The 25,556-nt window shown below is 72.7% G+C and carries 25 protein-coding genes and 3 pseudogenes; 12 read left to right on the top strand and 16 right to left on the bottom strand.

Annotated elements, in window-relative coordinates:
- Positions 1–23: 23 nt before the first annotated feature.
- Together ACFYZZ_RS19940 and rho are read right to left on the bottom strand one after the other, a co-directional pair.
- Positions 24–857: pseudogene (locus ACFYZZ_RS19940) on the bottom strand (D-alanyl-D-alanine carboxypeptidase family protein); the annotation flags it as partial.
- 91 nt (positions 858–948) lie between these two features.
- Positions 949–2,097: a transcription termination factor Rho gene (gene rho / locus ACFYZZ_RS19935; protein WP_389177370.1), complete on the bottom strand. Its 1,149-nt coding sequence runs from the start codon at positions 2,095–2,097 to the stop codon at positions 949–951.
- A gap of 475 nt (positions 2,098–2,572) precedes the next feature.
- On the opposite strand from rho, the gene ACFYZZ_RS19930 reads away from it, so the two are divergent.
- Positions 2,573–3,439 (top strand): hypothetical protein, encoded by an 867-nt coding sequence (locus tag ACFYZZ_RS19930; protein WP_389177367.1) that lies wholly within the window; start codon positions 2,573–2,575, stop codon positions 3,437–3,439.
- A gap of 41 nt (positions 3,440–3,480) precedes the next feature.
- Here ACFYZZ_RS19930 and ACFYZZ_RS19925 read toward each other — a convergent pair whose 3' ends face one another.
- The gene (locus ACFYZZ_RS19925; protein ID WP_386575466.1) at positions 3,481–3,879 is read right to left on the bottom strand and encodes a nuclear transport factor 2 family protein; all 399 of its coding nucleotides are present in this window, start codon (positions 3,877–3,879) and stop codon (positions 3,481–3,483) included.
- Between the two features lie 99 nt (positions 3,880–3,978).
- On the opposite strand from ACFYZZ_RS19925, the gene ACFYZZ_RS19920 reads away from it, so the two are divergent.
- Positions 3,979–4,749, top strand: coding sequence for a class I SAM-dependent methyltransferase (locus ACFYZZ_RS19920; RefSeq protein ID WP_389177364.1), 771 nt, complete (start codon positions 3,979–3,981; stop codon positions 4,747–4,749).
- On the opposite strand, the gene ACFYZZ_RS19915 is transcribed toward ACFYZZ_RS19920, so the two are convergent.
- The 6 genes from ACFYZZ_RS19915 to ACFYZZ_RS19890 form a co-directional block, all read right to left on the bottom strand.
- Complete coding sequence (locus ACFYZZ_RS19915) at positions 4,727–5,470, bottom strand: GntR family transcriptional regulator (protein WP_389177361.1); 744 nt, start codon at positions 5,468–5,470, stop codon at positions 4,727–4,729. The two genes, ACFYZZ_RS19920 and ACFYZZ_RS19915, sit on opposite strands and share 23 nt — an antisense overlap.
- 182 nt (positions 5,471–5,652) lie before the next feature.
- Positions 5,653–6,057 (bottom strand): nuclear transport factor 2 family protein, encoded by a 405-nt coding sequence (locus ACFYZZ_RS19910; RefSeq protein WP_389177358.1) that lies wholly within the window; start codon positions 6,055–6,057, stop codon positions 5,653–5,655.
- A gap of 25 nt (positions 6,058–6,082) precedes the next feature.
- Positions 6,083–7,051, bottom strand: coding sequence for an acetylxylan esterase (locus tag ACFYZZ_RS19905; RefSeq protein ID WP_389177355.1), 969 nt, complete (start codon positions 7,049–7,051; stop codon positions 6,083–6,085).
- Between the two features lie 211 nt (positions 7,052–7,262).
- On the bottom strand, positions 7,263–7,847 hold the full coding sequence (locus ACFYZZ_RS19900) for a hypothetical protein (RefSeq protein ID WP_389177352.1): 585 nt from the start codon (positions 7,845–7,847) through the stop codon (positions 7,263–7,265).
- A 267-nt stretch (positions 7,848–8,114) separates the two neighbouring features.
- Positions 8,115–8,885: a ferredoxin reductase gene (locus tag ACFYZZ_RS19895; protein WP_389177349.1), complete on the bottom strand. Its 771-nt coding sequence runs from the start codon at positions 8,883–8,885 to the stop codon at positions 8,115–8,117.
- The gene (locus ACFYZZ_RS19890; protein WP_389177346.1) at positions 8,878–9,483 is read right to left on the bottom strand and encodes a sulfite oxidase-like oxidoreductase; all 606 of its coding nucleotides are present in this window, start codon (positions 9,481–9,483) and stop codon (positions 8,878–8,880) included. Before ACFYZZ_RS19890 ends, ACFYZZ_RS19895 begins: the two co-directional genes overlap by 8 nt.
- Before the next feature lie 168 nt (positions 9,484–9,651).
- Between ACFYZZ_RS19890 and ACFYZZ_RS19885 the strand changes: the two are divergent.
- Together ACFYZZ_RS19885 and ACFYZZ_RS19880 are read left to right on the top strand one after the other, a co-directional pair.
- Positions 9,652–10,186, top strand: a pseudogene (locus ACFYZZ_RS19885) (zinc-binding dehydrogenase).
- Between the two features lie 77 nt (positions 10,187–10,263).
- Positions 10,264–10,986, top strand: coding sequence for a GNAT family N-acetyltransferase (locus ACFYZZ_RS19880; protein ID WP_389178248.1), 723 nt, complete (start codon positions 10,264–10,266; stop codon positions 10,984–10,986).
- A 7-nt stretch (positions 10,987–10,993) separates the two neighbouring features.
- Here the strand turns inward: ACFYZZ_RS19880 and ACFYZZ_RS19875 are convergent, their stop codons facing one another.
- Entirely contained in the window at positions 10,994–11,392 is a 399-nt protein-coding gene (locus tag ACFYZZ_RS19875) for a MarR family winged helix-turn-helix transcriptional regulator (RefSeq protein WP_389178246.1), read from the bottom strand.
- Between the two features lie 124 nt (positions 11,393–11,516).
- Between ACFYZZ_RS19875 and ACFYZZ_RS19870 the strand changes: the two genes are divergently transcribed.
- Positions 11,517–12,605, top strand: a complete 1,089-nt coding sequence (locus ACFYZZ_RS19870; RefSeq protein WP_389177343.1) for a hypothetical protein — start codon at positions 11,517–11,519, stop codon at positions 12,603–12,605.
- Between the two features lie 68 nt (positions 12,606–12,673).
- Here ACFYZZ_RS19870 and ACFYZZ_RS19865 read toward each other — a convergent pair.
- Positions 12,674–13,252 (bottom strand): annotated as a pseudogene (locus tag ACFYZZ_RS19865) (VWA-like domain-containing protein); the annotation flags it as partial.
- A gap of 247 nt (positions 13,253–13,499) precedes the next feature.
- On the opposite strand from ACFYZZ_RS19865, the gene ACFYZZ_RS19860 reads away from it, so the two are divergent.
- Positions 13,500–14,285 (top strand): putative protein N(5)-glutamine methyltransferase, encoded by a 786-nt coding sequence (locus ACFYZZ_RS19860; RefSeq protein WP_389177340.1) that lies wholly within the window; start codon positions 13,500–13,502, stop codon positions 14,283–14,285.
- 4 nt (positions 14,286–14,289) lie between these two features.
- On the opposite strand, the gene ACFYZZ_RS19855 is transcribed toward ACFYZZ_RS19860, so the two are convergent.
- Positions 14,290–16,356 carry a SpoIIE family protein phosphatase gene (locus ACFYZZ_RS19855; protein ID WP_389177337.1) on the bottom strand — a complete coding sequence of 689 codons (2,067 nt, stop codon included), beginning with the start codon at positions 16,354–16,356 and terminating at the stop codon, positions 14,290–14,292.
- A 288-nt stretch (positions 16,357–16,644) separates the two neighbouring features.
- Between ACFYZZ_RS19855 and ACFYZZ_RS19850 the strand changes: the two genes are divergently transcribed.
- The 4 genes from ACFYZZ_RS19850 (at position 16,645) to ACFYZZ_RS19835 (ending at position 20,766) form a co-directional block, all read left to right on the top strand.
- The gene (locus tag ACFYZZ_RS19850; protein WP_389177334.1) at positions 16,645–17,529 is read left to right on the top strand and encodes a hypothetical protein; all 885 of its coding nucleotides are present in this window, start codon (positions 16,645–16,647) and stop codon (positions 17,527–17,529) included.
- Between the two features lie 134 nt (positions 17,530–17,663).
- Positions 17,664–18,032 (top strand): hypothetical protein, encoded by a 369-nt coding sequence (locus tag ACFYZZ_RS19845; protein ID WP_389177331.1) that lies wholly within the window; start codon positions 17,664–17,666, stop codon positions 18,030–18,032.
- Positions 18,033–18,147: 115 nt separating this feature from the next.
- On the top strand, positions 18,148–20,163 hold the full coding sequence (locus ACFYZZ_RS19840) for an FAD-dependent oxidoreductase (protein ID WP_389177328.1): 2,016 nt from the start codon (positions 18,148–18,150) through the stop codon (positions 20,161–20,163).
- A 30-nt stretch (positions 20,164–20,193) separates the two neighbouring features.
- Complete coding sequence (locus ACFYZZ_RS19835) at positions 20,194–20,766, top strand: PadR family transcriptional regulator (protein ID WP_389177325.1); 573 nt, start codon at positions 20,194–20,196, stop codon at positions 20,764–20,766.
- 10 nt (positions 20,767–20,776) lie between these two features.
- Here ACFYZZ_RS19835 and ACFYZZ_RS19830 read toward each other — a convergent pair whose 3' ends face one another.
- Positions 20,777–21,316, bottom strand: coding sequence for a hypothetical protein (locus ACFYZZ_RS19830; RefSeq protein WP_389177322.1), 540 nt, complete (start codon positions 21,314–21,316; stop codon positions 20,777–20,779).
- Positions 21,317–21,498: 182 nt separating this feature from the next.
- Positions 21,499–22,485, bottom strand: a complete 987-nt coding sequence (locus ACFYZZ_RS19825; protein WP_389177319.1) for a fibronectin type III domain-containing protein — start codon at positions 22,483–22,485, stop codon at positions 21,499–21,501.
- Between the two features lie 569 nt (positions 22,486–23,054).
- Between ACFYZZ_RS19825 and ACFYZZ_RS19820 the strand changes: the two genes are divergently transcribed.
- Both ACFYZZ_RS19820 and ACFYZZ_RS19815 read left to right on the top strand, forming a co-directional pair.
- Positions 23,055–23,861, top strand: a complete 807-nt coding sequence (locus ACFYZZ_RS19820; RefSeq protein ID WP_389177316.1) for a glycoside hydrolase family 75 protein — start codon at positions 23,055–23,057, stop codon at positions 23,859–23,861.
- Between the two features lie 68 nt (positions 23,862–23,929).
- Positions 23,930–24,166, top strand: a complete 237-nt coding sequence (locus ACFYZZ_RS19815) for a hypothetical protein (RefSeq protein WP_389177314.1) — start codon at positions 23,930–23,932, stop codon at positions 24,164–24,166.
- Positions 24,167–24,516: 350 nt separating this feature from the next.
- Here ACFYZZ_RS19815 and ACFYZZ_RS19810 read toward each other — a convergent pair whose 3' ends face one another.
- Both ACFYZZ_RS19810 and dhaL read right to left on the bottom strand, forming a co-directional pair.
- A complete protein-coding gene (locus tag ACFYZZ_RS19810) occupies positions 24,517–24,927 on the bottom strand; it encodes a PTS-dependent dihydroxyacetone kinase phosphotransferase subunit DhaM (RefSeq protein WP_389177311.1) in 411 nt (136 codons plus the stop codon).
- A complete protein-coding gene (gene dhaL / locus ACFYZZ_RS19805) occupies positions 24,920–25,531 on the bottom strand; it encodes a dihydroxyacetone kinase subunit DhaL (RefSeq protein WP_389177308.1) in 612 nt (203 codons plus the stop codon). The genes ACFYZZ_RS19810 and dhaL overlap by 8 nt, the downstream gene beginning before the upstream one ends.
- Between the last annotated feature and the right edge of the window lie 25 nt (positions 25,532–25,556).

Here is a 25,556-nt window from a genome sequence, read left to right as displayed (position 1 = left end):
CGGCGGGCCGCGGCGACGAGGGTGTTGCCCGCGTTGCTGGTGTAGCCGTTCTTGACGCCGATCAGGCCCGGGTACCGCGCGACGCCGTCCTCGCCGGTCAGCAGGCGGTTGGTGTTCTCGATCGCGTACGGGGTCCCGTCGCCGGGGAACTGGGCCTCGGCGGTGGAGCAGTAGCGGGCGAAGTCGGGGTTGCGCAGTCCCTCCCGGCCGAAGACCGCGAGGTCGAACGCCGAGGACACCTGGCCGGGGGTGTCGTAGCCGTCGGGGGAGACGACATGGGTGTCCAGGGCACCGAGGGTGCGGGCCCTGGCCTGCATCCGGCTGGCTGTGGCGTGCCAGCCGCCGCCCAGGGCGGCGAGCACGTGCACCGCGTCGTTGCCCGAGCTGAGGAAGACCCCGCGCCACAGGTCGGACACCCGGTAGCTGTGCCCCTCCTCGACGCCCACGAGGCTGCTGCCCTCGCCGACGTCCTCCAGTTCCTCGTACCGGACGGTGTGCTGCATGGTGGCGGGCAGTCGCGGCAGCACGGTGAGCGCGAACAGGGTCTTCAGGGTGCTGGCGGGCGGCAGCCTGCGGTGGGCGTCGCCCGCGGCCAGCACCTCGCCGGTGCCGGCGTCGGCGACCAGCCAGGACAGCGCGGAGACGTCCGGCAGCTCGGGCGCGCCGCGGTGCGGTCTGACCTGGGTGCCGGAGCCGTAGAGCAGGGACGGCTTCGGCACCGCCGCTCGCGGTCCGGGCGGTGCGGGATCCCCCGCGCGGTGTGCGGTGGCGGCGGCGGCCGGCGCGAGGGCCAGCACGCCCGCGACGCACAGGGCGCAGGCCGACGACACCGCCCGACAAGAGAATCCGGTGATCATATGATCAACGTAGGAACTGGAGGGTCGCTGAGCGCGCTGCCGGGGCCGGACGGGCCACCGGAGCACCCGGATGCCGCATTCCGGGACGGCCTCAGGCCGTGGGCAGGGTCGGCTGGACGCGGCGCAGGAAGGTGGCGTTGTCGGGGGTGTCCCGCAGCCGCTCCAGCAGGGTCTCCAGGTTGGCCGGCCCGCCCTCCCGGGAGCGCAGCGCCCGGCGCAGGCTCCGAGTGGCCGTCAACTCGGCGGGGGTGAGCAGGAGTTCCTCGCGTCGGGTGCCCGTGGGGTCGATGTCCACGGCGGGGAAGAGACGGCGGGCGGCGAGTTCCCGGTCGAGCCGCAGCTCCATGTTGCCCGTGCTCTTCAGCTCCTCGAAGAAGTAGCCGTCGGCACGGGAGCCGGTGTCCACCAGGACGGTGGCGAGGATGGTGAGCGAGCCGCCCTCCTCTGCCTGGCGGGCGGCGCCGAAGAACCGCTTGGGGCCGAGCAGGGCGCCCGCGTCGACACCGCCGCTCAGGGTGCGCCCGCCGGCGGCGGAGGCGTTGTTGTGGGCCCGGCACAGCCGGGTCAGGGAATCCAGCAGGATGACGACGTCCTCGCCGTCCTCGACGAGCCGCTTGGCCCGCTCGACGACCAGTTCCGCGAGGGCGATGTGCTCCTTGGCCGCCCGGTCGAACGTGGAGGCGTAGACCTCGCCGCGCACCGAGCGGCGCATCTCGGTGACCTCCTCGGGACGCTCGTCCAGCAGGACGACCATCAGGCGGCACTCGGGGTGGTTGCCGGCGACGGCGGCCGCGAGCTGCTGGAGCAGCACGGTCTTGCCGGTCTTCGGCGGGGCCACGATCAGCCCGCGCTGGCCCTTGCCGACCGGTGCGAACAGGTCGGTGACCCGTCCGGCGAGACCGGCCGCCGGGTGTTCCAGGCGGATGCGCTCGTGCGGGTGGAGCGGGGTGAGGTCCCGGAAGTGGCGGCGGCCGCGGAGTTCGCCCGGGTCGCGGCCGTTGACGTGCGTGACCTCGGTGAGTGCGCGCTGTGCCCCGCGGACGCCCTCGACGAGGTCGCCCTTGCGCAGGCCGTGCCTGCGCACCAGCGCGGCGGGGACCTGCGGATCGGCGGGGGAGGACAGGCAGTTCACGGCCCGCAGATGTCCCTTCCCGTGCGCGTCGATGTCGAGGACACCGGTGACGGTGCGGGTGGCTGGGGCTTGCTGGTCCACGTGAGGGGGTTCGAGTGTGGTGGTCATGGGTGGTCCTTTCACGGACGGAAGACATGAGGAAGGGGGGAGGAAGCCGCAGAACGGGAGGGCGTACGTGCCTCCGGGCGGCGGAAACGACACCTCGGTCCGAGGTGGTGCTGAGAAGCTGACGCGCCTGCGCCGGGAAACGGCGGACGGATCAGTGCGGAGAGTAAAACTGGCACCGGCGCCCACAAAGGGGCGTACACAGGTGCTGAATGCACGCTACCACTCGATGGCGCGGTACGGCTGCGATCCGTCAAACACGTCGACGGCGTGAGCTATTCCCGGCGGTGCGGACCCTGGGGGAAGATCGGGTTCGTTCCCGTCCTACGGCCACAAGGAGAGCAACAGCGTCCGCGCACCTTCCGTGCACCTGGGCGGCTGAGCCGTACACCAGCGGAACCCGCACCAGACGTCCCCACACCGTAACGATCCCGGACTTCAGGGGACTTGACCACCAACCGTCCACTATCGTCACGACATGTCCACGCCACCGCAGCCCCCACAGCCGGCCGACCGGCCCGCGCCGCAGCCCGGACAGCCGGCCCCGCAGCCGACGGCCTACCCGTACCCGAACCCGCAGTCTCCCCCGTCGGGGAACTTCTACGCGCAGCCCACGCTGGTCGGACAGCCGGCCCCGCCGCAGCCGGGGGTGCCGGGGAACCCCTACGCACAGCCGCCCCAGTACGGCCCGGTGCCCGCCCCGCCGTCCGGTGGCGGGGGTGGTGCCGGGCGTGCCGTGCTGTGGCTCGCCGTCGGCGCGGCCGTCGCCTCCGCCGCGTGGGCGGCCGGTGTGTTCCTGCTCGGCGGCATGGGCGACAGCGCGGACCTGCGCGGCTACTCGGCGCCCTCCAACATGTGCTCGGGCGGGGACTACTCGTCCTTCAAGGACGAGTACCCCGAGACCGACTCCTCCCCGACGCACAACTCCCTCAAGGACAAGGCGCTGGACGAGAGTTACTGCAGCCTGAGCCTGAAGAAGACCGGCTCCAGCTATGCGGACGCCTACCTCTCCATGCAGGTGGACCTGCACCGGAAGACCGACCCCGGGCCGGAGTTCACCGCCACCTGGAAGAACTACGGCGACAGCCACACGGGTTACGATGTCAGCCCGGTCAAGGGCATCGGTGACGAGGCCTACCTGGTCAGCCAGGACACCACGAGCGGCTCCACCAGCGGCTCCCGTTACGCCACCCTCGCCGTACGCGACGGCTGGGTGACGTACACGATGAGCTACAGCGCCTACCTCAGCTCCTACGGCCAGGACAAGACCCCGCCCGCGCTCACCGACGTGTCCGACTGGCTGAAGACGGACACCAAGGCGACGCTTGAGCAGCTGAAGGGCTGACCCTCAGGTCGCCAAAACCGCCGGGGGCGGAGCCGTACCGCTCAGGCGGACCGCGCCTCCGCCTCCTTCACGATCTGGTCGAACCGCGCGCCCATGGCCTCGGCGAGGGCCTGGGCGCCCGACAGCGGACGGACCATGACCATGAAGTCGTCGATCAGCCCGTCCTCGTTCACATGCAGGAAGTCGCAGCCGGTCAGCTGCCGGTCGCCCACCCGGGCCGTGAAGACCAGCGCGTGGTCGGAGGCGTCCGGGGCGCCGATCTCACGGACGTACCGGAAGTCCTCGAACACCTGGAAGACCCCGCGCAGGATCGCCGCGGTGATGGCCTTGCCCGGGTACGGCTTGAAGACGACCGGGCTGGTGAAGACGACGTCGTCGGCCAGCAGCGCCTCGACGGCCGCCAGGTCTCCCGCCTCGACCGCCTCGCGGAACGCGCGCATCGGATCACCTCGCATAGTCAATTAGATGAATAGCTGCGGATGAGAGTAGTCAGCTGCGGGAGGCGTGTCCACAGTCGCGTGAGCGCCTAGGCTGACGGGATGTTCAGCCCCGAAGGCCCCACGCTCCGTGAGCTAGCCGTCCAGGCGCTGTCGTCCGTCGAGCACGGCTACGACCTGCTGGCCCCGAAGTTCGACCACACCCCCTTCCGGACACCCGACGCGGTGCTGGACTCGGTGGCGAAGGCCCTCGGTCCGCTCGGCCCCTTCGAGGACGGCCTCGACCTGTGCTGCGGCACCGGCGCCGGAACGGACGTCCTGGCCGGGCTGTGCCGGCGCAGCGTCACCGGCGTCGATTTCAGCGCCGGCATGCTCGACGTCGCCCGGCGCCGGGCCGCGAGCGCGGGGCTCTCGGCGGGGACGCAGAGGCCGGGCGTTGCCTGGGTGCGCGCCGACGCCCGAGCCCTGCCGTTCACCGCTGCCTTCGACCTCGTGGTCAGCTTCGGGGCGTTCGGCCACTTCCTGCCCCGCGAGCTGCCCGGCCTGTTCACCCAGGTCCACTCGGCGCTGCGGCCGGGCGGCCGGTTCGCCTTCCCGGTCCTCGCCCCGCCCCGCCCGTCCAGCCCCGCGTTCTGGATGCTGTTCGGCTTCGACGCGGTGATGCGGGTGCGCAACGCCCTGTGGCGACCGCCCTTCGTCATGTACTACCGGGCCTTCCGACTCGGCGACGTCCTCGGGGAGTTGACGCGCGCGGGCTTCACGGTCGACCTGCACGCGCTGCCCGAGTTCGGGCGACGCGGTGACGGAAGCCCCCGCGTCCGGCTGGTGTCGGCGCGCCGGGCCGACGGGGTTACCCCGCCGCCGGCAGTGTGAACTCGTAGACCAGCGCGTCCTGTTCGGCGTTCACCACCAGATCGGTGATCTCCAGCGGGCGCGCGTACTGGTCGTGCACCCGCCGGGTCACCCGGACCGAGGCGGCGTCGCCGACCTGGGTGATCGAGTCCCGGTGGTGCAGGGTCAGACCGGCCTTGCGCATCCAGTCGTAAGCCCGGCGCAGCTGCGCGGGAGTGGCCCCGTCGGCCCGGTCGCGGTAGCGGCCCAGCTCCGCGACCTCGGCCAGCGCCACGGCCGAGAACGACGTCACCGCCGTACGCAGCGACCGGCCGTCGGGCGCGGCCGACCGGTAGCGGTGCACCAGCGTCGGCCGGTGCGGGGCCAGGCCCAGCGCCTCGGCGTGCTGCGGCGGCGGCGCCTCCCAGAACACCGTCGCCCGGTCCGCCGCGCCCAGGTCCGCCGGGCGGGCGCCGACCGGGAAGGTGAGCGAGACCGGGTCCTCGACCGGGCGGCGGGGCAGCGTGGCATGGCTGCCCCGCCGGTCGGTGGCGACCAGACCGTCGCGGCGCAGCACTTCGAGCGCCTGCCGGACGGTCTCCCGGCTGACCCCGTAGCGCTGGGCCAGATGCCGCTCGCCGGGCAGCCGCTCGCCGGGCGGAACGGTGCCGTCGTGCAGGTCGTCCAGGAGCAGCGACGCGATCTGCCAGTAAAGGGGTCTGGCGTCGGTCTGCGGGGAGTCGTGCGGGGTGGTGCGGGCCATGCCGCGCCTCCTGTTGGTGACAAGACGTAGCCGTGCGGGCTCATTGCGCGACCAGATCTAGCATTGGTCTAAACCACGAGGGAAGAGTGCCCTGCCGGTTAGGCCGAAACCCACCCGCGTGATCCCGGTGTCACGGGGGTCACGGCGAGCGGCGAGTGGCTGAAAAGGACGAGGAGCGGAGATCAGAGGAGGAACAGCGGGCCCGCCGGCTCCTGGTGACCCTCGGCGGTGTGCCAGTAGTCGCGGGTCTCCACGGCCCGCCCCTCCTCGTCGAACCGTGCGAACACGCAGCCCGCCAGGGCGACGGGGGCGCCGCCCTCCTCGCTCAGCACCCGGAACTCCGCCACCGCGATCTGGCCCGGACCCACCAGGGGCGCGGAGAACCGTACGTCGGTCACCCGTTCCTCGGCGAACGACCAGCGCAGATACGCGGCCAGCTGGTCCCGCCCCCGGTGCGGCTCGCGGAACGGCATCGACCGGTGCACGCGGTCCTCGGCGTACAACTCGACCAGCGCGTCCACGTCATGCGCGACCCAGGCCCGCTCCCAGACCCGGACGAACCGCTCGGCGGCCTTCTGCGTCTCCATGCCCCCGCCCTTTCTGCCCGTCTCCTCAGGCGTACGACCTCAGCCAGCGCATTTTCCGCCCCTCCTGGAACGGCCCGCCGCCCTCATGGTCGTTGAAGTCGTACACCTCGATCGCCTTGTCCTCGTGCGCCCAGGCGTTGAACGCGGCGAACACGGTCGACGGCGGGCAGGTCTGGTCCTCCAGCGCCGCCGAGAAGAGGGCCGGGGCCCGGCCGCGGGCCGCGAAGTGCACGCCGTCGAAGTAGGAGAGGGTGCGCAGCACGTCCGCCGCGCGGCCCCGGTGCGTCTTCAGGAACAGGCCTATCTCCCGGTACGGGTGACGCTCCGTCAGCGTCGTCGCACGCGGGAAGTCGCACAGGAACGGCACGTCCGGGGCGACCGCGGCCAGGTCGGGCAGCAGCCCGCCGACGGCCAGTGCGATGCCGCCGCCCTGGCTCTCGCCGATCACCACGGTCCGCGCCGCGTCGGTCAGCGGATGCGCACGGGCGGCCTCCACCGCGCGCACGGCGTCCGTGAACACGCGCCGGTAGTAGTAGTTCTCGGGCGCGTCGATGCCCCGCGTCATGAACCCGGGATACGCGGGCGCGGCACCCACCGGGTCCGCGGTGCCGCCCCCGCCGCCCCACGCGCTGCCCTGCCCGCGGGTGTCCATCACGAAGTGCGCCCGGCCCGTGGACGCCCACAGCAGCTTCTCGTGCGCGAGGCCGCGTCCGCCGCCGTAGCCGATGAACTCCACGACCAGCGGCAGCGGTTCGGTGGCGCCGGCCGGTAGCCGCAGCCAGCCCTTGACCGGGTGACCGCCGAACCCGGCGAACGTGACGTCGTACACCTGCACCGTGGACAGCCCGGTGCCCACCGGCTCGAAGCGGGCATCCAGAGCGTGCTCGCGGGCCTCCTGGAGCGTCTTGTCCCAGAACGCGTCGAAGTCCTCGGGCGCCCCGGACTCGCTACGGTACGCACGGAGTTCGTCGATCGGGAGGTCGAACAGGGCCATCGGCAACCGCCTTTGCGGAGGGAGCGTGAAGGAAGATTGCGCTCTCACCGTACGTGGGTGATCGGATGACTCGCCAGGCCTGTGCCGGGCACGGACTCGGTGGGTGGCCCCTCGCCCGCGGTCGCCGCGCTGGCCAAGGGTGCGAAATCGCTTGCTGCGATGGCCCGGTGGGGCGATCGCCGGGGGGTCCGGTGGTCGGGTCACCGGCCGGTCAGGTCCTCGGCTGGGTCCACTTCGGTCCCGTGCGCGCCCACTCCCGCTCCCACTCGGCCAGCCGGTGGCGCAGCGCGAACCGGCGCTCCAGCGCGTGCCCGAAGAGGACCACGGCCGCCGCACCGCCCGTCACGCACACGCCGACCGTGATCGTGTGCTGCCAGACCGCGAACTCGTCCGGCGGCGGGGCGACACTGCGCCCCTGGGCGTCGAACCACACGGTCACCGGGTCACCGGCCCGGGTCCCCGCCGGGACGCGGGCCATCACGGTACGCGTCCCCTTGCCGGGCTCGGTCCAGCGGACCCGGGCACGGTAGGGATGATCACGGTCGCCCTGCTCCGTGGGCAGCCGCTCGGGCGTGTTGGCGACCACCACGGCCTGCACCTGACGCCGCTCGGCCCGCTGCGACGCCGCGAGCGAGCGCGCCTGCTCATGGGCGCGCAGGCCCGCTGCCACCCCGGCCAGGGGCGTGACCACGAACAGCAGAACGGTGACGACGAGTACGGTCCATGCCTCGATGACGTCCGAGCGGCGCCGCAGCGGATTGCGCCGCCAGCGCCAGCCACGCACCTGGGTCCGCATGTCCACCTCCCTGCCGGAGCCGGAGGGCCGGGCGAGCCGGGTCACCGGTCGTCCGCTCCCGCCGCCGCACACGAGCGTCCACACCGGTCTCGTACCCCGTACGGCGCTCCTCGGCTCACGCCGCCTACCGCGACTTCAAGCCCTCATGGAGCACTGCATGCGGCACGCGCCCCAAGACAGCGCGAGCGGCCGCGCACGGGACCCGCGCGCCCAGGGCTTGCCCTGGCCGAGCGAACGTTCCCCGGCCGAAGCGGAAGCGTTCGATCCCTAGCCGAAGCGCTCGATACGGATACGCTCGACCGGCTGGCCCGCCTCGACCAACAGGCGGGAGGCGTGCTCCGCGAACCCGTTGGAGCCGCACACATAGGCCTCCCACCCACCCGGAGGCTGCTCGGCCAGGAGTGGCGCCACATGTGCAGCAGCCATACGACCCACCGGCACTCCCGTGGGGGCGCTGCGCGTGAACACGGCCGTCGTCTCCCCGCCCAACTCCCCGGCGTAGATCAGCTCCTCGGGGCTGCGCGCCGACACCAGCATCCGCAGCGGCAGGGCGAGGTCCCGCGCCCGGTGGTGCCGCACCATCGACATCAGCGGTACGACCCCGGAACCGGCCCCCAGCAGCAGAGCGGGCCGGTCACCCGGCCAGGCGAAGAAGCCGCTCAGCGGGCCCCGTACCTCGACCGTGTCACCGGGCCTGGCCACCGTGTGGAACCAGCCCGAGACCTCACCGCCCGGCACATGGTCCAGCGTCAGCTCGATATGGCCGAAGTCGTCCGGTGCGGACGCGATCGAGTAGTGGCGCTGGGCCACATAGCCGTCCTTCGCGGTCAGCCGCAGCATCAGATGCTGCCCGGGCAGATGCCCCGGCCAGTCCGGCACCGCGAGCCGGAACGTGGCCGCGTGCGGGGTCTCGCGCCGGATCTCCGTCAGGGTGGCCGTCTGCCACACCGACGCCGTCTGGTTGCTCACGGCGATGCGGCCGGGCACGGCGAAGCGGGTCGCGGGAGTGAAGTCCGTGGTCGCCGTCGTCTCAGTCACCGGAGTACCGCTGTTCCTCCCACGGGTTGCCCCGCTCGTGGTAGCCGTTGCGCTCCCAGAAACCCGGCTCGTCGTGGTCGAGGAGCGTGATGCCGGCGATCCACTTGGCGCTCTTCCAGAAGTACAGGTGCGGCACCAGCAGCCGCGCCGGGCCGCCGTGCTCGGGTGCGAGCGGCGCGCCGTCGTACTCCCAGGCGATCCAGGCGCGCCCGCCGGTGAGGTCGGCGAGCGGCAGGTTCGCGGTGTAGCCGGTGTGCGAGTAGGCGATCGCATGGGTGGCGGACCCATGGGGCCGGACCACATCGAAGAACGTGTCCAACGAGACACCGCCGAACCGCACCCCGAACTTCGACCAGCTGGTCACACAGTGGATGTCACCCGTGTACGAGGAGGCGGGCAGGGCGTGCGCCTGCTCCCAGTCCCAGGTGTGCGGCCGCTCCACCAGTCCGTCGATGCGGAACGACCAGTCGGCGGGCGTGAGGTCGGGGGTGACCTCGGCGGACAGGACGGGCCAGTCGTCCCCGGCGTCGTACTGCCCCGGTGGCAGCCCTGGATCGGTGACGCGCCGGCGACCCGTGAAGCCTCGGGTGACGTTCATGGTTCAACCGTACGCTGTCGTCACGGGTGCCCCGTCCCAGGTCAGTGCCCCGGCCCTGGCGGCCGTACGAACTCTGCGCAGGGCCGGGAATGGCCGCCCCGTGCTGCTCCTTGGCCCTGAGTACCGGCCGGTGCGCCGGCGACAGTGCGCGGGAAGCGAGGAAAGACGATGCCCAAGGCGTACGTCTTCACGCGGTACGGCGGCCCGGAGACCGAGGCGCTGACCGACGTGGAACGGCCGACCCCCGGCCCCGGCCGGCTGCTGATCGCCGTCGGGGCGGCGGGAGTGAACCCCGCCGACTGGAAACTGCGGGGCGGTTTCCGCCGCCCCGGCGAGAGCGCCGAACGTGCCCGGGGGCCCGGGCCTCGCCGAGCGCGTGCGGGCCGTCACGCCGGAGGGCATCGACGCGGTGCACGACCTGGTAGGCACCGAGACGCTCGCCGAGGCGGCCGCCCTGCTCGCCGACCGGATCAGGCTGGTCACCGCGGGGGCCCCGCCCGAGGCCGTCGCTGCGCTGGGCGGCTCCCGGGGCCCCCGCGCCCGCACCGCCGCCTTCCTGCAGGCGGTGGCCGACCTCGTCCTGCGCGGAGCTTTGAACCCGCACGTCACCCGCACTTTTCCGCTCGACCGGGCCGGGGAGGCCCTGCGCACCGTCGAGGACGGGCACGCCCGGGGCAAGATCGTGATAGAGGTGAACGCATGAGCGACCTGATCGGCCCCCGTGCCGCCACCAGTACCGGCATCGGCAGCGGAACCGGCACGAGCATCGGCTCTGGCGAGGTGACGACGGGCCCGCACGTCCTCGACAACCCCGCCCTCGCCTCCCTGACCGGCCCGCACGCCCACTTCGCTGAGCGGCGCGGTCGCGTGCTGCGCTACCCGCTGGACGTCTCCCCGTGGTCGGCCCTGCCCAGTGAGCCGGACGCGGACGACTGGGCGGACCTCGCCGCGCTGGCGGGCCCCGGCACCGAGGTGCCGTTGGCCGGCTATTGCGGGGAGGTGCCGGACGGCTGGGAGGTGACCTTCCGGGTCGAGGGCGTGCAGCTCGTGGACGAGGGCCTGGCCGCCGCACCGGACGCGGAGGCGGTCCGCCTCGGCCCGGCGGACGTACCCGAGATGCTCGAACTCGTGGCACGCGCCCAGCCCGGCCCCTTCCTGCCGCGCACCATCGAGATGGGCACCTACCTGGGCATCCGCCGCGGGGGCACCCTGATCGCGATGGCGGGGGAGCGGCTGCACCCGCCGGGCTGGACCGAGATCAGCGCGGTCTGCACCGACCCGGCCTTCCGTGGCGAGGGCCTGGCCACCCGTCTGATCCTCGCGGTCGCGCACGGCATACGGGAGCGCGGCGAGACCCCGTTCCTGCACGCCAGCGCCCGGAACACCAACGCCATCCGGCTGTACGAGTCCCTCGGCTTCCGGCTCCGCCGCCGCACGGCGTTCCTCGGGGCCCTGGCCCCCGAACACCTGTCGGACGGCCGGGCCGCCGTACCGGTACCGTGACCGGCCCTCAGTCCGAGTCAGCCCCGGACGGACCGGCGTTGTACCGCTCCAGGTAGGCCGCGAAGCGGGTCAGGTCCTCCTCGGCCCATCCGGCGAGCCGCTCCCGGAAGGCGGTCCGGCGGCTCCGGGTGACCTGCGCGAGGATCTCCTGGCCGGCCTCGGTCAGGTGCAGGACCTGGACCCGGTGGTCCTCCGGGTCCAGGCGCCGCTCGATGAGCCCGGCCCGCTCCAGCGCGGCCACCTGCCGGCTGACCGTGGACTTGTCCAGGGCGTAGTGCGCGGCCAGGTCGGTGGCCCGGCAGCCGCCGCTCTCCTCCAGGTGGCCGAGGAGGGTGTACGACACGAGCGACAGCTCGGGATGCATACGTCCCGCCGAGGCCCGGGCCCGGCGGGCGAAGGTCGTCATCTCGCGCTGGATGGTCTCGATCGCCGTCTCCGCTGCTGTCACCGGAATACCTCCTCCGCCGTCTAGTTGTATAGTACAACTTGAAGAGAAAGTTGTATAAGCCAACTACTGGAGGTCGCGCCCGATGAGGTCACCAGCGCTCCGCCATGTGCTCACGCACCTGATCACCCCGCTGCTGATGTGTCTGGGCATGGGGCTCGCGTACATGGGGGCCTTCGTGACCCCGGAGCCGAACCACCTGCCCGTCGCCGTCGTCGGCGCCGGGCCCCGGGCCAAGGTGTTCGCCCAGACCGTCAAGGACGCCGCGGGGGACAAGCTCGACGTCCGCACCGTCGCCACCCGCGCCGCCGCCGTCGACCTGCTGAAGTCCCGGGACGTCACCGGCGCCTATGTGCCGAGCACCAAGGAGCCCGAGCTGCTGGTGGCCACCGCCGCCTCCGACATGGGCGCCACGGCCGTCGAGAAGGTCTTCACGCCGGTCGCCGCGAAGGAGGGCGTCCCGCTCAAGGTCACCGACGTGGTGGCGCCGGTCGCCGACGACCCCACCGGCCAGGGCCTGTTCTTCCTGCTGATCGCGCTCAGCATCGGCTCCTACGCCTCGGTCGCCGCACTCGGCGCCGCGGGCGCCACGCTCCCGATGCGGATACGGGCGCTGCTCGCGCTCGGTGTCTCCGCCGTGGTCAGCGGCATCGGCGCCCTGCTCGCCGGGCCGGTGTTCCACCTCGCCCACCACGGCCTCGCGAGCCTGTGGGGCATGGCGTGGCTCTACTCGGCGGGCATCCTCTTCATCGGCGTCGGCCTGCACACCTTCCTCAAGCGGTGGACCACGCTGACCATGATGGTGCTGTTCGTGATGCTCAACTTCACCAGCTCCGGCGGCCTGTTCCGGCCCGAGCTGCAGAACGGCTTCTTCGGCACCCTGCACGCCTTCTGGAACGGCGCCGGCTTCGTCGAGGGCGTCCGCAGCCTGCTGTACTTCGGCGACGACGGCCTCGCACGCAACGTGTGGACGCTCGTGGTCTGGCTGCTCGTCGGCCTCGCGGTGACCGCGATCGCGGCCACGTACGAGCGGGCCCGGGTGTCCCGGCAGGCAGCCGCTCCTGCCGAACGCGCACCGAGCGCGGAGCCGGCCCGGCAGAAGGCCGAAACGGCGGTCGACGAAGAGGCCGAGGCGGAGGTTGAGGCGGAGGTCGAGGAGACGGTCGGCGTCTGACCGGCCGGCGTACGGGGAGAAGGGGTGCACGGTCCGGCGACGGACGGCGCCCCCTCGCCGTGTCAGGCTCAACGGCCCCCTGTCCCGATCGTCACCACCCGCGCCCACTCGGGCGGTACGTCCGGCCGGTACTCGGGGTTGTCCTCGTCCCCGGACCCGCGGCCCGGCCGCTGCCGGGGAAACAGGCCCACCACCGTCCGGCACGGTGGCCGCGACTGAGGCCAGGGCGTCTGTCCGTCCGTCAGGACCACGACGACGTCAGGGGCCGGCCGTGCCCGCAGCGCCCGGGCGAAGCCCGTCCGCAGGTCCGTACCTCCTCCGCCCACCAGCGCGATCCCCTCGTCCCGGCACAGCGAGTGCACGGTCTGGGCCGCCGCATCGCACGACACCACGGTGACCAGGTCGCGACGGCCGCCCACGGCAGCCCGGGAGATTGCGGCGACTTCCAGCAGCGCGCTGCCGCTGGGCAGCCGGTGCACGAGCGCCGGGCGCGCGGTCAGCAAACCGCAGACCGCGCGCCGCGCGAAGTCCACGGCCTCCGGCAGCTGCTCCGCGTCGAGCCGGGGCAGGGCGGCCCGGGGCCAGGTCCCGCCCAGGCCGCGCACGACGACGTCGTGGTCGTGGGTTCACTGGAGGTGCACGAACCGCATCATGCCGCGCCAGGCAGTTTCGAACTCGGCGCGGATGACGGCCGATGCGGCCACTGGGGTAAGGTGGCCGTCCGGCCGCGCACGGTACGCGGCCACCGGCTGTCGAGGAGGTGAGACCCATTACCGCTGTGTCAGCTGGGGTGCTCTCTCCTTGTGACAGCCTTCTGTGACAGCGCGGACCACCGGCACCGGTGACCGCGAGAGCGCCCTTCGGCTCCAGGTTTCCGAAAGGCTCTCGGCTTCCATGCCCTCCCTGTCCCCGCTCTCCCCTTCCGCCGTCGTCTCCGCGCTGCGCGCCGCCGGGTGCGTCTTCGCCGAGGACGAGGCGGAGTTGCTCCTCGCCGCCGCCCGTACCCCCGAGGAACTGTCCGTGATGGTGGACCGGCGTGCCGCCGGACTTCCGCTCGAACTCGTCCTCGGCTGGGCCGAGTTCCACGGTCTGCGGATCGCCGTGGACGAGGGCGTCTTCGTCCCCCGCCGCCGTACCGAGTTCCTGGTCGACCAGGCACTGGCCCAGGCTCCCGGCGCACGGGTCGTGGTCGACCTGTGCTGCGGCTCCGGTGCCCTCGGCGCGGCCCTGGCCGCCGCGCTGGGTGCTGTTGAGGTGCACGCCGCCGACATCGACCCGACGGCCGTACGCTGCGCCCGCCGCAACCTCGCCCCCTACGACGGCCGGGCCCACGTGGGCGACCTGTTCGACGCCCTGCCCACCGGCCTGCGGGGCCGCGTCGGCATCCTCACGGCCAACGTCCCCTACGTCCCCAGCGCCGAGGTGGCGTTCCTCCCGGCGGAGGCCCGCGACCACGAGCCGCAGACCGCCCTCGACGGCGGCGCGGACGGCCTCGACGTGCTGCGCCGGGTGGCCGCCGGGGCTCCGCAGTGGCTGGCGCCCGGCGGCTGCCTCCTGACCGAGACCAGCGAACGCCAGGCGCAGGCTGCCGTGGAGGCGTTCACGCGAGCCGGTCTGACGACCCGTCTGGCGGTGGCGGAGGAGGCGTACGCGCACGTGGTGATCGGCGTGCAGGAGTAGCAGCTCACTCCAGTTCCTGGGCCCGGGCGATGAGCAGGGCCACGTCGTCGTGGTTGTCGGGATGGTGCAGTGTCCGCAGGAGCAGGTCGCAGGCCTCCTCCAGGGGGCGGGCGGGGTCGCCGAGCAGGGACAGCAGGAAGTCCAGGCGTTCGTCCAGGGAGTGGCAGCGGGTCTCGACCAGCCCGTCGGTGTAGAACACCAGCTCGTCGCCCGGCTCGAAGTCGACCGTCACGGTGGAGAACTCGACCCCGCCCACGCCCAGCGGGACCCCGGTGGGCAGGTCGAGCAGCTCCGGCGGGTGACCGGAACGCACCCGGGCCGGGGGCAGGTGGCCGGCATTGGCGATCCGGCACTGCCGCAGATGCGGGTCGTGGACGGCGTACACGCAGGTGGCGATCGAGTGGTCCAGCGCCGAGGTCGTCTTGTCCAGGTGCTCCAGCAGCAGCGCCGGGTCGAGGCCGAGCGAGGCCAGCGTGGTGGTCGCGGTGCGCAGCCGGCCCATCGTGGCGGCGGCGCTGATGCCGCTGCCCATCACGTCGCCCACCACGAGCGCCGTGCGGCCGCCCTCCAGCGGGATGACGTCGAACCAGTCGCCGCCGACCTCGCTGGTGGCGCCCGCGGGCTGGTAGCGGGAGGCCACCTCCAGGCCGGTCGTGACCGGCGGATGGCTGGGCAGCAGGCTGCGCTGCAGGGTGAGCGCGGTGTTGCGGGCGTTCTGGTACCAGCGGGCGTTGTCGATCTGCACGGCCGCGCGGGCCGCCAGCTCCCGGGCCAGCAGGACGTCGTCCTCGTCGAAGGGCGCCGGATTGCGGGTCCGCTTGAGGTCGAGGGCGCCCAGCACCTCGCCGCGGGCGATCAGCGGCACGGCCAGGTACGAGTGCAGGCCCGCCCGGCCCAGCAGCACCGCCGACTCGGGGGAGCGGGCGATGCGCGGCAGGTCCTCGTCCTTCACATGGGGCACCAGCACCGCCTCACCCGTACGGACGCACTCGGTGACCAGCCGGTCGGGCCCGTACGTGGCGATCCGGCCCGGAGCGTCGGCGGCCCGGACGGCGTCCGACTCCTGCTCCGCGCGCAGCGCCAGGGCCCGGATCACCGCGGGCTCCGAGGGGCCGAGCGTGCTGGGCCGGCCCTCCACGACGGCGTCCAGCAGGTCGACGGCGGCCACGTCGGCCAGCGCGGGAGCGGCGACCTCGGCCAGCTCGAACGCAGTGCGCTCCAGCTCCAGCGTCGTACCGATCCGGGCGGAGGCGTCGGCGATGACAGCGAGCCGGCGCCGCGCCTTCTCGGTCTCGATCCGTCCGCGGTAGGCCTCAGTGATGTCCACGACCGAGGCCGCGACGCCGAGCACGGTGCCCACCGAGTCCTCCAGCCGGTAGAGCGACACCGACCAGGCGTGGTCCTCGTCCGGATCGGCCGGGGTCCGGCCGATGGTGGACTTGGCGACGAGGGGCACCCCGGTCTCCATGACCCGGCGGGCCGCGCCTTCGAGGGCGTCGACGTCCAGCAGCGGCAGCATCTCGCCGACGGTCCGCCCGACGTGCTCCGCGGCGGGAATGCCGTTGATCTTCGCCAGGGCCGGGTTGACCGAGACGTACCGCAGGTCCGTGTCGAACACGGCGAATCCGATCGGCGACTGCTTCACCATCCGCTCGGACAGCGCCACGTCCTGTTCGAGGCGGCGCACCGTGGACCGGTCGGCCGCTAGCCCCAGCGCGTACACGTCGCCCTGGTCGTCCAGCAGGCGCATGTTGCGGAACTCCACCAGCCGCGCGCCGCCGCCCTTGACCCGGACGGGGAACGCCCCGGCCCAGCTCTGTCCGGTCCGCATCACGTCGGCGAACAGCTTGCCGACCAGCTCGAGGTGCTCGTCGTGCACCATCAGCCGCGCGGCGAACTCCCCGAGCGCCTCCTGCGCCGAGTAGCCGAACAGCTCCTCCGCCTGGGGGCTCCACAGCACGATGCGGCCCTCGGCGTCCAGCACCACCGACGCCACGCTCAGTACGTCGAGCAGCCCGCTCGGACGCACCGGCCCGCCGCCCTCGGCCACCGGAGCCCCGGCTGCACTCATGCCATGCACCGCCTTCGCCCGTCCGCACGGCACGTCATCCCCCGTGCCGACTCCCCTTGTTCTATCGCGCTCACACCCGACTCTCCGACGCCGTGGCCGACTATCTCCACCATCTCTCAACACGGCTGCGGACGTCCGCCGAAGTAACCACCCCCATGACCGGTCGGCAAGTACCCGGGCGCATGAGAGTTCACGTTGATGTCGTCCATTGGTCTGTACATGACCATCACGCCCCGCCAGACTGTCCGCCGACCGAGTGCCCCCACCCCCCCGTTCGAGGAGTCGGCCATGCCCGCGTCCCCGTCCGTCCGGCAACGTTGTCACACCGTCCTCGCCGGACTCGTCACCCTGGCCACCGCCGCAGTCGTGTCCCTCGCCGCACCCGCCCCGGCCTCCGCCGCCGACACCTGGACCGAGACCGGCTCCGACCGCGCCGACCCGCTGACCGAGAGTCAGGGCCTGACCTCGGTGGAGGTCCCGGCGAACAGCCCCAACCGGTACACCGGCATCGGCACCATCCCCATCGGCGTCTCCAGCCGCGGCTGGAACCACGTCGGCGACCCCGACGCCTCGTACAACGGCTACTACATCGAGCCCTACCAGCAGGATTCCGGCAACTCGAAGATGTTCCGCGTGCAGGCACCGGGCGGCGCCTGGTCGGAGTACGTCCACACGCTCAGCCCCGGCGAGGCCCTCAACAACTCCTGGGACGCGATCTCACCGGACGGCCAGTGGATGCTGGCGGGGGAGTGGGGCACCATGAATCGCCTGCTGGTCTTCCCGACCCCCGGCATCAACCCGAGCACCTCGCCCTCGGTGAACCTCCCGCAGGCCTCCAAGGTCAACCTCGACCACGCCGTGCGCGACGTCCAGGGCTGCGACTTCTCCGGCCCGACGACCCTGCTGTGCTCCTCGGACGACCCGGACGGCTCCCTCTTTGGCATGACCAAGCCGCTGCTCCAGATCGACCTGTCCGCGGCCCCGGGCTCGGCGGACGTGTCCGGCCATGTCACCGCCCTGCGCAAGCTGCCGCTGCGCAGCTCCTGCTCGGGCACTTTCGAGACGGAGGGCATCGACTACGACCGCCGCACCGGCATCCTGCGCGTGATCGTCATCTCGCCCGGGTTCTGCGTGCTCACGGACAGCAAGACGTACAAGTTCGCGCGCGGCTGAGCGGCTGGGCCCCCCGCCGCCTCCGATGACGCGACAGGTGGTGCGTTTCCGGAAAGTGGTGGTTTTCTGGTCAGGTGGCGCGGTGCGCGGGGAGCCCGCGGTATCGCGCCACCGCCATGAGAGGAGCGATCACGATGGCCCCTGAGCGATCGCATGAGGAGTCCGTCTCCCTCGAGATCAGCGGATGCAGCAAGGAAGACGCCCGGATCGTGTTCGATGCGCTGTGCGAGTGCTTCGAGTCCGACCGGTCCGCCGAGGACGTGCCGCAGCAGCTCCACGAAACGCGCCCGATGGTGTGGCTCGGCACCTTCGAGGTCACCGACACCCACGCCTGCAGGCCGCCCGCCCGGCTCGCCGCCTCCGTCGAGGCCGACGCACAGGGCAGCTACTGGGCGATCAACCGGCTCCACCGGACGCTGGACTCGCTCTTCACGGTGCGCAACCTCTCCTCGGCCTCGGGGGACCAGGAAAGGGAGCTGCACGTCCTGCTCGAACCCCGGTGACGTGCCGGTGGTGACGGAGTGATCGGGTTCACCTCCGTGCGTTTATGCAACTAGTTGCACAATGGCTGTGGGGTCCTCTACAACAGAGACCACCACACCGCGCACGGAGGGCCCGATGAGCCGTTACCCGCACCTGATGTCCCCGCTCGACCTGGGATTCACCACCCTGCCCAACCGCGTGCTCATGGGCTCCATGCACGTCGGTCTTGAGGAGGCCGAGCGAGGCTTCGAGCGGATGGCGGCGTTCTACGCGGCCCGCGCGCGCGGCGGAGTCGGGCTCATCGTCACCGGCGGCATCGCACCCAACGACGAGGGGCGGCCCTACGAGGGCGGCGCCAAGCTCACCACCGAGGCGGAGGCCGAACAGCACAAGGCCGTCACCGAGGCCGTGCACCGCGAGGGCGGCCGTATCGCGATGCAGATCCTGCACTTCGGCCGGTACGCCTACCACCAGGACCTGGTCGCCCCGAGCCCGCTGCAGGCCCCGATCAGCCCCTTCGCACCGCGCGAACTGACCGACGCCGACGTCGAGCGCACCATCGACGACTACGCCCGCGCCGCCCGCCTCGCCCGGCAGGCCGGCTACGACGGCGTCGAGATCATGGGCTCCGAGGGCTACCTGATCAACGAGTTCATCGCAGCCCCGACCAACCACCGCACGGACCGCTGGGGCGGCTCGTACGAGAACCGGATGCGCTTCCCGGTCGAGATCGTCCGGCGGGTGCGCGAGGCCGTCGGCGAGGACTTCATCATCGTCTACCGGCTCTCCATGCTGGACCTGGTCCCGGGCGGCTCCTCCCTGGAGGAGGTCGTCACCCTCGCCAAGGCCGTCGAGGCCGCCGGGGCGACGATCATCAACACCGGCATCGGCTGGCACGAGGCGCGCATCCCCACCATCGCCACCTCGGTGCCGCGCGGCGCCTACACCTGGGTCACCAAGAAGCTCATGGGTGCGGTGTCCGTCCCGCTGGTGACGACCAACCGCATCAACACCCCCGAGCTGGCCGAGGAGTTGCTCGCCGACGGCTGTGCGGACATGGTCTCCATGGCCCGCCCGATGCTCGCCGACCCCGACTTCGTCAACAAGGCCGCGGCCGGCACGCCCGAGGCCATCAACACCTGCATCGGCTGCAACCAGGCCTGCCTGGACCACACGTTCAGCGGCAAGATCACCTCCTGCCTGGTCAACCCGCGCGCCTGCCACGAGACGGAACTGGTGCTCTCCCCGACCCGGCTGAAGAAGCGCGTCGCCGTCGTCGGCGCCGGTCCGGCGGGCCTCGCCTGCGCGGTGAGCGCCGCCGAACGCGGCCATGACGTGGTGCTCTTCGACGCCGCGAGCGAGATCGGCGGCCAGCTGAACGTGGCCCGCAAGGTCCCCGGCAAGCAGGAGTTCGACGAGACGCTGCGCTACTTCCGCCACCAGCTCGACGAGCACGGCGTGGACGTACGCCTCGACACCTGGGTCACCACCGAGGACCTGGCCGGCTACGACGAGATCGTCGTAGCCACCGGCGTCACCCCGCGCACCCCCGAGATCCCCGGCGTCGACCACCCCCGCGTCCTCGGCTACCTCGACGTCCTGCGCGACGGCGCCCCCGTCGGCGACCGCGTCGCCGTCCTCGGCGCCGGCGGCATCGGCTTCGACGTCGCCGAGTACCTCACCGACGGCGGCGACAAGGCGAGCGAGGACCCGCGGACGTACTTCCGCAACTGGGGCGTCGACATGGACTACGCGGCACCGGGCGGCCTCGCCGCGCCGCAGCGGCCGGCCCCGCCGCGCACGGTCCACCTGCTCCAGCGCAAGACCACCAAGGTCGGCGCCGGACTCGGCAAGACCACCGGCTGGATCCACCGCACCGAGCTGAAGCACCGCGGCGTGACCATGGTCCCGGGCGTGCGCTACGACCGCATCGACGACGCGGGCCTGCACATCACCGTCGGCGACGAGAGCACGGTCCTGGAGGTCGACACCGTCGTGCTGTGCACCGGCCAGGAGCCGCGCCGCGACCTGTACGAGGAGCTGGTCGCCGCCGGGCGCAGCGCCCACCTGATCGGCGGCGCCGACGTCGCGGCCGAGCTGGACGCCAAGCGGGCCATCAAGCAGGGCACCGAGGTGGCGGCGGCCCTGTAGGGGCCGTACGCCGGTCCCTAGGATGAGCCCATGTCACTCCCGCACGCCATCCTCATCGCCCTGCTGGAGAAGCCGTCGTCGGGTCTCGAACTGACCCGCCGGTTCGACAAGTCGATCGGCTACTTCTGGTCCGCGACGCACCAGCAGATCTATCGCGAGCTGGGGAAGCTGGAGGGCGAGGGCTACATCCGCACCCTGCCGGCCGAGCAGCCGGCCCGTGGGCAGAAGAAGAGCTACGAGGTTCTGCCCGCGGGCCGCGCCGAACTGGCCCGCTGGACCGCCGCCTCCCAGGACCCCAAGCCGCAGCGGGACATCCTGCTGCTGCGGCTGCGCGCCTCGGCGGTGGTCGGCACGGCAGGCCTTCAGGCCGACCTGCGCCGCCATCTGGAGCTGCACCAGCGGCAGTTGGCCGAGTACGAGGAGATCGAGCGGCGCGACTTCCCGCCGGACCGGGCCGCCCCGGAGGACCGCCTGAGGCATCTGGTCCTGCGGGCGGGCATCGACCTGGAGACCTTCTGGACCCAGTGGCTGACCCACGCCCTGAACGAGTTCGCCGAACTGCCCGCCGAAGCACCGGAACCGACGGGCGACACGTCCGGCTGACGGGGAGGCCTCAGAGGCGGTACGGCTTCGAGCGCCGGCGCAGGAACCAGGCCGTGCCGACCACGCCCGAGGTCACCAGGGCCACGCCGACGCCCAGGGTCAGCGGGCCGTAGTCGCGGGCCGCGCCGCCGAGGCCGCCCATCACACCGCGCGAAGGGGACGCGGCGCGCGTCGAGGAGGTCGTGGGGGTGGTGGCGGCCGACACGATCACGGACTGGCTGCCGGCGGTCACGCCGTTGGAGCACACCACCACGACCGTGTACGTGCCCGGGCTCACGTTCGACCAGGCCGCGGACTGGCTGATGGTCGTGCCCGACAGGGCCACCTGGCGGCCCTGGGCGAAGTTCGCCTGGCCGCTGCTGAGCAGCGAGGCGGTGCCCCAGCTGCCGTTGTTCTGGACACAGGCGCTGGTGACGACCGAGACCGTGGACCCGGTGGTGCTCACCGAGATTCCCGAGACCGCGGCCGAGGGCCCGGCGAGTGCGGTCGGGAGCGCGGCGGCGGCCGCCAGGGTCAGGCCGGAGCGGAGGAGGAGTCTGGAGTTTCGCATTGGCTGGCCTCCGGCGGCACGGTTGGCGGTCCCATGCGCCGCCGAGGGTCGGGAAACGTCCGTGCTGCCCTCAAGGGCAGCAAACGCGGCCCCGGACCCCGCCGCACGCGGACCGCGCCCGGTCAGGTGACGGCCGACGGGATTCGCCGGTCCGGTGCGGGCCGACTCCGGCCGACCGAACGTCAGCCGCCCGCGTCCTCGCCTGTGGTCACGGTCCGCTCCGCGGAGAACCCGCCCCAGGTGCCGTCCGGCAGTCGCGCCCGCAGGCGTACCCGGTGCTCCGCCCCCGTGTCCCGCCCGACGTAGAAGCTGTAGCGGGCCCGGCCGCGCGGCGGATCGCCGCCCCACACCAGGGAGGTGGCCGTGGCGGTGTCCAGCCGGATCTGGTACTCGGTGATCACCCCGTCCACGCGCGGCGGATCCCAGGCGAGGTCGATGTAGTAGGCCCCGGCGGACCGGTGGGTCGTGGCGGTGATCCCGGTCGGCGCGGTGTCCCGGCCGTCGTCCGTGCCCGGCGTAGCGATCCGGACCGGCGCGCTCGCGGGCGAGAGGTTGTCGGCCGCGTCCCGCGCCCGCACGCTGAAGACGTACCGGCTGCCGGGACGCAGCCCGGTGACCACGGTCGCGGTCTGGCCGCCGCCGACGCTGTGGATCTTCGCGTCGCCCTGGTAGACGTCGTACGACACCACGCCCTTGTCGTCCCGGGAGGCGGCCCAGGACAGCTGGACCGCCCGGCTGCCGACCGCCCGCCCGGCCGGCCGCAGCGGGCGGGTCGGGGCCGAGCGGTCCGCCGCCACCACGGCGGGCGTCCGCGCCCGCACCTCGCGGCTCGGCGGCCCGAGCCGGCCGTCCCCGTCCCGGGCCCGCACGGTGAAGACATACACGGTGGACGGCCTGAGCCTGGTGACGTCCACCATGTGCTGCGAGCCCGGTACTTCGGCGACCTTCGTGGGGCCGCGATATACCTCGTAGGTGCGGACCCCGGGCCCGTCCGGCACCGCGTTCCACATGACGTGCACGCTGGTGGCGCTCCCGGCCGCGGCGGTGACACCCGTCGGAGCTCCGGGCGCCCGCCCGCCGTCGCCTTCGGCCGCACCGCTCCAGCCGCAGGACCCGACCAGCAGCAGGGCGCTGCAGGCCAGCGCGGGCCGGAGGGGAACAGGTCGCACGGCGCTGCCCCCCTGGAGACGGCATCACGAGCAAAGGTCCGGACCAATATGGCCCGGCGTGTGCGGTCGAAGCAAGGGGGCCGTGTTGGTGACCATCCGCGGGAGTTACGTATGCTGAGGGCTCCCTGGGGCTGAACTCCCCGAGAGGGCAGGGAAGTTCATGCCTGTGGCGCGGAAACGCTGTCGTCGCCGGACCCGCGCCGACACGGGCGGCCGGGGGCCTGGGCCGACATCGGCTCAGGCCCCCGGCCCCTGTTGCGTTCTCGGGTTCGCCCGAAGGGCCCGGAAGAAAAGCTCCGGCCCTACTTCCCGCGCTTTGACGTCGTGGCCTTGGGCCGTCCGCGACGGGCGGATCCGCCGGGGGGAGTGCCCAGCGCGGCGGAAAGGCGCCGGGTGGCGAATTCGCGGTTGGCGAGCGTCTGCCTGCGGCGGGCGGCGGGCAATTCAGGTTGTGCAACTGACTGATGCCGGGTTCGGTGCCTGACCGACCGTGTCACAGGGTGTCAGGGGGCTGCTCCATCCAGCCCCATAGAGGTGGCTGCACTCGCGACTTGGGCAATATGTCCGAAATGTTCTCCAGGAGAGGGTCTCTCAAAGTCCGTGTCCAGTCGCTGAAGCTGGCCGCGGCCGGCGCCGCCCTGCTCGCCCCGACGACGCCTCCCGCCGCTGTCGCCCCAGAGCCTGTGGCCCGCAGCGAGGACGCCGTGACCACTGTCGACCCAGGGCCCGTGGCCCGCGGCGAGGACGCCGTGACCACTGTCGACCCAGGGCCCGTGGCTCGCGGCGAGGACGCCGTGACCGCCGCCGACCTGCTGGACCGGGTACGCACGTGCACCCAGGTTTCCCGGGGCCGGTACCGCACCGACGGTGGTGCCCCCGCGACCGTGCCGGTCTGCGGTACGCGCAAGGCGGTGTTCTGGAAGGCAGACCTGGACGTCGACTGCGACGGACGGTCCACCGCCCGCTGCAACCGCCGCACCGATCCGTTCTTCTACACCGCCACCGCCTACCAGCAGTCCGACGGCCGCCACCTGAACGCCGAGTCCCTGCCCTACATCGTGGTCCCCGCTCCGAGTGGCATCTGGGACCACCGCGCGAACGGGGTCCGGGGCGGCTCCGTGGCGGCCGTGATCTACCGGGACCGGGTGCAGTACGCGGTCCTCGGCGACACAGGCCCGCGTGACATCATCGGCGAGGCCTCCTACGCCACCGCCCGGGCCCTCGGCATCCGGCCCGATCCGCGCAACGGCGGAGTCCCCTCCGGGGTCACGTACATCGTCTTCAAGGACTCCGAGGTCACCCCCATCGAGGACCACCGGGCGGCGGTGGAGACCGGTGAGCGTCTGGCCCGGCAGTTCGTGCAGGCCAAGCGCTGAGGCCGACGGGACGCGGGCGGCAGGCTCGGACGGCGGCCCGGCCGTCGTCCGCGGGCGGTATCGCTCCGTTGACACCGCTCGCCGCGTCCGAGGTCGGGAACACGATCGCGGCGGCCTGCTCCGCCGGCTCGGAGGTGCGGCCGACGTGCCCGAAGCGGGGCCCCGAGTGGGGCCGGGTCGTGGGCGCCGTCCTCCAGGTCCAGGGCGATGGCGGTCCGGGTGCCGCCGGGGCGGTGGCGTTCGCCCGGATGCCCTGGTTCCGGTACATCGTGTCCAGGGACTGGGTCAGGCCGGCCAAGCCGTGAGGGGACGCCGTGCAGGCGGTGCGCCGGCCGCGCTGCGCCGCAGGCCGGCCTCGGAAGCGGTGCTGACGATTGGCGGGCGGCAGGGCCGTGTCCTGGGCTGCCCGCACCGTCTCGGCCGCCCCGTTCGCCCCGTCCGCGTCGACCGCCGGGGGCGCCCGGGGCCGACGGTGTCAGCAGGGGCGGGGGGGGGCGCCCTTTGCGGCCACCGAGTAGGGATGGCGGGGCGCCTTCGCGGCGGGCGCCTCTGCCGCCGACGAGCCAGGGCGGGGGCGACCCGTTTGCCCACCGAGTCGGGTGGTGGGTGGCATGGGCCGGGGGTCCAGGGGGTGGAGCCCCTGGACCCCGCTCGGTCACACCTTGCGGTAGCTGTACGCCTCCACGGCCGCCGCCTCCACCGCTTCGAGGTCCGCGCCCGTGGCCGCCGTGACGACCGCCGCCACCGCACCCTCGACGAACGGCGCGTCCACCAACCGTGCGCCGTCAGGGAGTTCATCGCCCTCGGCGAGCAGCGCCTTCACAGTGAGCACCGCACTGCCGAGGTCGGTGAGGAGGGCCACCCCGACCCCGCGGTCCACGGACGCGGCCGCCGCGGAGATCAGCTCGGCGCTGGTGCCGAGCCCGCCCCCCTCGGTGCCGCCCGCCGCTGCGACGGGCACCGCGGTGGCCCCGCCCGCCAGGCCCTTCGCCAGCTCGGCGACGGACGTGGCAACCTCCGCGCTGTGCGACACCAGCACGATCCCGACCAGTTTCCCGTCACCCACCGGACGCTCCCGAAGCCGCTTCTTCCAGTCCGGCGATCAACAGGGCCGACGAGGTGGCCCCCGGATCCTGGTGCCCGATACTGCGCTCGCCGAGATAGCTGGCCCGGCCCTTGCGGGCGAGCAGCGGAATGGTGGCTGTCGCGCCCTCCTCCGCGGCCGACCGCGCCGCGCCGAAGCCGTCGCCGAGCGCGTCCACGGCGGGGACGAGGGAGTCGATCATGGTCTTGTCACCTGGTGCCGCACCGCCCAGCGCCATCACCCCGTCCACGCCCGCCCTGAGCGCCTCGGCCAGCTGCTTCTCGCTGACCTCGGAGGCATCCCCGAGCGCCTTGCCGGCCTTGCGCAGCAGGGTGCCGTACAGCGGCCCGGCCGCCCCGCCGACCGTCGAGATGAGCCGGCGCCCGGCCAGGACCAGCACGGCACCCGGGGTGGCCGGCGACTCTTCCTCCAGGCTGGCCAGGACGGCGGTGAACCCGCGCTGCATGTTGCTGCCGTGGTCGGCGTCCCCGATGGCCGAGTCGAGGGCCGTGAGCCGTTCCGCCTCCCGGTCTACGGACGCGGCGGTCGCCGTCATCCAACGGCGGAAGAAATCGGCGTCGAGCACTGGATCTCCTTGCGTCGTAGGGGTG

Origin of the sequence: Streptomyces sp. NPDC001816, from assembly GCF_042892235.1 — a bacterium.
Lineage (GTDB): Bacteria > Actinomycetota > Actinomycetes > Streptomycetales > Streptomycetaceae > Streptomyces.
Note: the sequence above shows the minus strand (reverse complement) of the source record. Positions and strands in the feature narration are given on the sequence as shown.